The following is a 2,500-nucleotide window of genomic DNA, read 5'->3' on the forward strand; positions in this document are numbered from 1 at the left end:
TTATTGTTCGTTACGAAGCAAACGTGCTTCTAGCGAGGCGCTGGTTATCTTGGATAGCCGGCAGTTGATAAAAGTTTTTCAGAAAGTTGTTGACAGCGTTCAACATTCCTGATAAACTAATCAAGTTGCCCTAACAAAGCAGCTCAAATAACTTTCCAAATTAGTTGTTGACTTTGGTTCACAGCTATGGTAAACTAAATGAGTTGCCCAACAAGGCATCGCACATTGAAAACTGAACAAAACTTTGAACAAACAAATCTGTAACGGTGGCTACTTGGTAAGTAGTCGCAAACAAATTTGCGAAGTCAATTCGTAACAAACAATAAACGGATAGGCGTTATCGAGAGATAGCAACTAGTCAGTTTAATCGAAGAGCAATCTTCAAACTTTTAACATGAGAGTTTGATCCTGGCTCAGGATGAACGCTGGCGGCGTGCCTAATACATGCAAGTCGAACGCGCAGCGAAGAGTGCTTGCACTCTTCAAGCGAGTGGCGAACGGGTGAGTAACACGTGAATAACCTACCGAAAAGCAGGGGATAACATTTGGAAACAGATGCTAATACCGTATAAAACGTGCTGTCGCATGACAAAACGTTAAAAGGTCCGTTTGGACCACTTTTTGATGGATTCGCGGTGCATTAGTTAGTTGGTGGGGTAAAGGCCTACCAAGACGATGATGCATAGCCGAGTTGAGAGACTGACCGGCCACATTGGGACTGAGACACGGCCCAAACTCCTACGGGAGGCTGCAGTAGGGAATCTTCCACAATGGGCGAAAGCCTGATGGAGCAACGCCGCGTGTGTGATGAAGGCTTTCGGGTCGTAAAGCACTGTTGTATGGGAAGAACGGTAAGGGTAGGAAATGATCTTTACATGACGGTACCATACCAGAAAGGGACGGCTAAATACGTGCCAGCAGCCGCGGTAATACGTATGTCCCGAGCGTTATCCGGATTTATTGGGCGTAAAGCGAGCGCAGACGGTTCGATAAGTCTGAAGTGAAAGCCCACAGCTCAACTGTGGAAGTGCTTTGGAAACTGTCGAACTTGAGTGCAGTAGAGGTAAGTGGAACTCCATGTGTAGCGGTGGAATGCGTAGATATATGGAAGAACACCAGTGGCGAAGGCGGCTTACTGGACTGCAACTGACGTTGAGGCTCGAAAGTGTGGGTAGCAAACAGGATTAGATACCCTGGTAGTCCACACCGTAAACGATGAACACTAGGTGTTAGAGGGTTTCCGCCCTTTAGTGCCGAAGCTAACGCATTAAGTGTTCCGCCTGGGGAGTACGACCGCAAGGTTGAAACTCAAAGGAATTGACGGGGACCCGCACAAGCGGTGGAGCATGTGGTTTAATTCGAAGCAACGCGAAGAACCTTACCAGGTCTTGACATCCTTTGAAGGTACTAGAGATAGTGCTGTTTTCTTCGGAAACAAAGTGACAGGTGGTGCATGGCCGTCGTCAGCTCGTGTCGTGAGATGTTGGGTTAAGTCCCGCAACGAGCGCAACCCTTATGTTTAGTTGCCAGCATTCAGTTGGGCACTCTAGACAGACTGCCGGTGACAAACCGGAGGAAGGCGGGGACGACGTCAGGTCATCATGCCCCTTATGACCTGGGCTACACACGTGCTACAATGGCGTATACAACGAGCAGCGAACTCGCGAGGGTAAGCGAATCTCTTAAAGTACGTCTCAGTTCGGATTGTAGTCTGCAACTCGACTACATGAAGTCGGAATCGCTAGTAATCGCGGATCAGCATGCCGCGGTGAATACGTTCCCGGGTCTTGTACACACCGCCCGTCACACCATGGGAGTTTGTAATGCCCAAAGCCGGTGGCCTAACCTTTTGGAAGGAGCCGTCTAAGGCAGGACAGATGACTGGGGTGAAGTCGTAACAAGGTAGCCGTAGGAGAACCTGCGGCTGGATCACCTCCTTTCTAAGGATAATCGGAGCGTTACAGGGACTTAAGTGTCAATTTGATTTGTGTCAAAGTTTTGTTTAGTTTTGAGTGCGTGAAGCACAACCAGCGTATGGGGGATTAGCTCAGCTGGGAGAGCACCTGCTTTGCAAGCAGGGGGTCAGCGGTTCGATCCCGCTATTCTCCATTGGCCAGAAGAAAGCCTTTTGGCCAAAAGCTAGTACATTGAAAACTGAATAATCAAGAAATTCTTTTAAAATGATTCAGAGGTGAATCATCTAAATGAACCGAGAAACAACACAAGTTCTTTAATAAGAACGGTTTAATCGCAGGTCTTTTAAGACCAACTCATAAAACTGATCCAACTTTAAAAGTTGTGGTTAAGTGAATAAGGGCGCGTGGTGGATGCCTTGGCACTAGGAGCCGATGAAGGACGTGACTAACTACGATAAGCTTTGGTGAGCGGTAAGTACGCTATGACCCAGAGATTTCCGAATGGGGAAACCCAGCACATAGAAGTGCTATCCATATCTGAATACATAGGATATGAGAAGGAATACGCTGTGAACTGAAACATC

Annotated in this window: 1 tRNA gene and 2 rRNA genes (1 of these 3 cut by a window edge); all 3 read left to right on the forward strand. The window is 47.6% G+C overall.

What is annotated here, in order from left to right:
* Positions 1–390 precede the first annotated feature (390 nt).
* Positions 391–1,940, forward strand: a 16S ribosomal RNA gene (locus AOQ32_RS07780).
* Between the two features lie 96 nt (positions 1,941–2,036).
* A tRNA-Ala gene (locus AOQ32_RS07785) sits at positions 2,037–2,109 on the forward strand.
* 191 nt (positions 2,110–2,300) lie between these two features.
* A 23S ribosomal RNA gene (locus AOQ32_RS07790) occupies positions 2,301–2,500 on the forward strand (it continues 2,707 nt past the right edge of the window).
* The 16S and 23S rRNA genes sit together here with 1 tRNA gene alongside, the layout of an rRNA operon.

It is taken from the genome of Fructobacillus tropaeoli, assembly GCF_001047135.2.
GTDB classification, from domain to species: domain Bacteria; phylum Bacillota; class Bacilli; order Lactobacillales; family Lactobacillaceae; genus Fructobacillus; species Fructobacillus tropaeoli.